We start from the raw sequence: 3,634 nt of genomic DNA, 5'->3' as shown, positions 1-3,634 counted from the left end.
TGGCTGGTCGGGTGGCTGCTCGGCAAGCTCTTCTTCCGGGCCCCGAGCAAGCTGCGGCTGGCCCGGCACTCGGAGGGCTTCCTCGCGCTGGCCGCGACCTTCCTGGCGTACGGGCTGGTGGAGGTCGTCAGCGGGTACGGCTTCCTGGCGGTGTTCGTGGCCGCGCGGGCGATCCGGGCCGCCGAGCGCACCCACGAGTTCCACGCCGTGCTGCACGACTTCGCCGAGCAGGTGGAGCGGCTGCTCACCGTGCTGTTGCTGCTGCTCTTCGGCGGCGCCGTGGTGGGTGGCCTGCTGGGCCCGCTGACCTGGCCGGCCGCCGCGGTCGGACTGGCGCTGGTCTTCGTGGTCCGCCCGCTGCTCGGCTGGTTGTCGCTGCGGGGGGCGCCCGGCCGGCCGGCCGAGCACTGGGTGATCGCCCTGTTCGGCATCCGGGGCGTCGGCTCGTTCTTCTACATCGCGTACGCGACCGCGAAGACCGACTTCCCCCAGGCGGACCTGCTCTGGGCGACCGTCGGCCTCGTGGTGATCGTCTCGGTGGTGGTGCACGGCATCGCGGCGACCCCGGTGATGCAGTTGCTGGACCGGGCGGGGGAACGCACGTCCGACCCGTCCGAACGCCGCCACGCCGGCGAGCCCGTCACCGCCGGGGGTTGACCGCCCGGCCCGCCGGTGTGCGCAGGGGCCGCTTCCTCACCCTGCGCCCAGGCGGGTGACGAGGGCGCGGCCGAGGTCGCGACCGGAGAGCCAGGCGCTCTGCACCCGGGGTGCGCCGAACGCGTCGCCGGCCAGCCCGACGCCGTCGGCGTCGAGGTGGTACGTCCCGCCGGGGCCTTCGGTGGGCTTCGCGTACGTCCAGCGGTGCACGTGCACGTGCTCCGCCGCTTCGGGCAGCCCCAGCAGGTCCCGGACGGCCTCCTCGATCGCCGGGCCGGCGCCGGAGGGCTGGGCGAGGTGGCCGGCGGCGAACCCGGGCGTGGTGTGGGCGACCAGCACCGGCGCGTCGTCGCCGCGGCGGTCGCCGTCGTCGCAGACGAGGTTCAGCAGCGGGTGGTCGTTGACGAAGGCGCCCCGGAAGGTGGCCCACCGGCGGGCCGGGAAACGCAGCACCCCGGCCAGGGACGGCGACCAGCGTTGGACCTGCGTGGCCCGGGTGGCGGCGGCCAGGGCCGGGTCGAGCAGCAGGGCCGCCTGCGGCCCCGGCATGGCGAGCGCCACCGCCTCGCAGGGCCGCCCGTCCACCACCGGTCCGGGCGCGACGCCGAGCACGAGCCGGTCCACGGTCACCGGCAGGTCCCGGGCCAGGTGCTCCACCAGCGTCCGCAGCCCCCGGGTCGCCGCCCAGCGCATCGGGCCGGGCGCCGCACGCCGGCCGTCGGCGCCGTACGCGACGAAGGTGTCGGTCCACTCGCGGGCCAGGCCGGCCGCGCGCCATCCCTCGGCCACCTCGGCGAAGTCCGGATCGCTGACCGTGAAGTAGGCAGCGCCGGTGTCCGCCGGCCGGCCGTCGAAGCGGCGGCTGGCCATCCGGCCGCCGGCCACCCGGGCGCGCTCGCGGATCTCCACCGGGATGCCGGCGCGGGCCAGTTCCGTCGCGCACGCCACTCCGGCGATGCCCGCGCCGACCACCACCACACCCGCCCGCTGCGCCGCCGTCATCCGGTGATCGTATGCGCGCCCGCGTCGCCCGGACGGCCGGAGACACGCCCGACGCGTCCGGGCGTACGACGCGCCGGAGGGCCGCATGGATCGGCGCCGCACGGGGTATTGGCACGTCTGTTCGAAGGAAGGTGGAGACCATGACGGACCGCAGCAGCAGCCAGGCCGACCCGCAGAGCGCCATCAAGGACCCGGACGAGTGGGTCACCGGTGAGGAGCCGCCGACCGCCGCCCAGGAGTCCTACCTGGCGACCCTGGGCCGGGAGGCCGGCGAGGAGCCGCCGGAGGGCCTGACGAAGGCCGAGGCCTCCAAGCGGATCGACCAGCTCCAGGAGGAGACCGGCCGCGGTCAGTGACCGGGCGGGCGGCGCGGTGGCAGGCGGTGCAGTTCGACCTCGTCGAGCCGCCCCGCCGCCACCCGCGCCGTCAGGTACGTGGCGTACGGCTGGGCCCGCCGGTCGGTGGGCGAGCCGGGGTTGAGCAGCCGCAGGCCACCCGGGGCGACCGTGTCCCAGGGGATGTGCGAGTGACCGAAGACCAGCACGTCGGTGTCGGGGAAGCGGGCCGCGCAGCGGCTCTCCCGCCCGGTCTTCGGGCCGGTCTCGTGCACGACGGCGATCCGCAGCCCGTCGAGTTCCACCCGGGCGACCTCCGGCAGCCGGGCGCGCAGCGCCGGCCCGTCGTTGTTGCCGTACACCCCGACGAGGCGGCGGGCCCGGGCGGCAAGGGCGTCCAGCAGCGCCTCGTCGACCCAGTCCCCCGCGTGCAGCACCACGTCGGCGGCGTCGACCGCCGCCCAGAGCGGCTCCGGCAGGTCCCGGGCCCGCTTCGGCACGTGGGTGTCGGCGGTGATCACCAGGCGCATCCCGCCATTCTCCCCGCGGACCGCGCGCCGCGGCCGGCCCGCCGCCCCGGAAAGTCGCGGCCTCGACGCGGACCCTTCACATCGCGGCAATCAGCACGTAGTTTGACGGCGATGCATGGGAGCGCTTCCAGCGGTGCTCCTCGATGGATGGGAGATCCCGTGAGAAGCAGACCCGCATTCGCCGCGCTGAGCGCCGCGGCGGCGCTCACCGTCGCCGCCACCGTCACCGTCGGCATCGTCCGCGCACCCGCCGCGGTCGCCGCCGACTCGGCGTTCTACGTCGACCCGGCGACGGCTGCGGCGGCCTGGGTCGCCGCCAACCCCGGCGACCCCCGGGCCGCCGTGATATCCGGCCGGATCGCGAACGTTCCCCAGGGCCGGTGGTTCACCCGGACCAACACCTCGACCGTACGGTCCGAGGTCGACGCCCTGGTCGGCGCGGCGGCGGCTGCCGGGAAGGTGCCGATCCTGGTCGTCTACAACATCCCGAACCGGGACTGCAGCGGCGCGAGCGGCGGCGGCGCGCCCGACCACGCCACGTACCGGCAGTGGGTCGACCAGGTCGCGGCCGGCCTGGCCGGACGGCCGGCGACCATCGTCCTGGAACCCGACGTGCTGCCGCTGATGACCAGCTGCCAGAACGCGGCCCAGCAGGCCGAGACGAAGGCCTCCATGGCGTGGGCCGGCAAAAAGCTCAAGGCGGGCTCGGCCGCCGCGAAGGTCTACTTCGACATCGGGCACTCCGCGTGGCTCGCCCCCGGCGAGGCCGCCTCCCGGCTGCTCGGCGCGGACGTCGCCAACAGCGCGGACGGCATCTCGCTCAACGTCTCCAACTACCGGCGCACCGCCGACGAGGTCGCCTACGCCAAGGCCGTGATCGCGGCGACCGGGCTGTCCCGCCTCAAGGCGGTCGTCGACACCAGCCGCAACGGCAACGGGCCGGCCGGCTCCGAGTGGTGCGATCCGGCCGGGCGGGCCATCGGCACCCCGAGCACGACCGCCACCGGCGACTCCGCCATCGACGCGTACCTGTGGGTGAAGCTGCCCGGCGAGGCCGACGGCTGCATCGCGCCGGCCGGCCAGTTCGTGCCGCAGCGGGCGTACGACATG

At 75.6% G+C, this 3,634-nt stretch carries 5 protein-coding genes; 3 read left to right on the top strand and 2 right to left on the bottom strand.

Going from position 1 to position 3,634, the window contains the following annotated elements; all coding sequences use genetic code 11:
* The coding region (locus F6X68_RS31575; RefSeq protein ID WP_192581623.1) for a cation:proton antiporter at nt 1-657 on the top strand (657 nt) is incomplete at its 5' end.
* A 36-nt stretch (nt 658-693) separates the two neighbouring features.
* Here F6X68_RS31575 and F6X68_RS31570 read toward each other — a convergent pair.
* A complete protein-coding gene (locus tag F6X68_RS31570) occupies nt 694-1,635 on the bottom strand; it encodes an NAD(P)/FAD-dependent oxidoreductase (RefSeq protein ID WP_192581624.1) in 942 nt (313 codons plus the stop codon).
* A 164-nt stretch (nt 1,636-1,799) separates the two neighbouring features.
* Here F6X68_RS31570 and F6X68_RS31565 point away from each other — a divergent pair, with 164 nt between their 5' ends.
* A complete protein-coding gene (locus F6X68_RS31565) occupies nt 1,800-2,015 on the top strand; it encodes a DUF3072 domain-containing protein (protein ID WP_151457666.1) in 216 nt (71 codons plus the stop codon).
* On the opposite strand, the gene F6X68_RS31560 is transcribed toward F6X68_RS31565, so the two are convergent.
* Entirely contained in the window at nt 2,009-2,524 is a 516-nt protein-coding gene (locus F6X68_RS31560; RefSeq protein WP_151457665.1) for a metallophosphoesterase, read from the bottom strand. The two genes, F6X68_RS31565 and F6X68_RS31560, sit on opposite strands and share 7 nt — an antisense overlap.
* A 159-nt stretch (nt 2,525-2,683) precedes the next feature.
* Here F6X68_RS31560 and F6X68_RS31555 point away from each other — a divergent pair.
* A partial coding sequence (locus tag F6X68_RS31555; RefSeq protein WP_225852547.1) for a glycoside hydrolase family 6 protein occupies nt 2,684-3,634 on the top strand: 951 nt, incomplete at its 3' end.

The organism is Micromonospora sp. AMSO12t (assembly GCF_008806585.1).
GTDB lineage: Bacteria > Actinomycetota > Actinomycetes > Mycobacteriales > Micromonosporaceae > Micromonospora > Micromonospora reichwaldensis.
The sequence above is the reverse complement of the archived record's forward strand: the minus strand, read 5'-3'. Positions and strand labels throughout refer to the sequence as shown.

What these genes read in the sequence shown, in the direction of transcription:
- F6X68_RS31560 (WP_151457665.1), bottom strand. Translation starts at nt 2,524, where the DNA reads ATGCGCCTGGTGATCACCGCCGACACCCACGTGCCGAAGCGGGCCCGG.
- F6X68_RS31565 (WP_151457666.1), top strand. Translation starts at nt 1,800, where the DNA reads ATGACGGACCGCAGCAGCAGCCAGGCCGACCCGCAGAGCGCCATCAAG.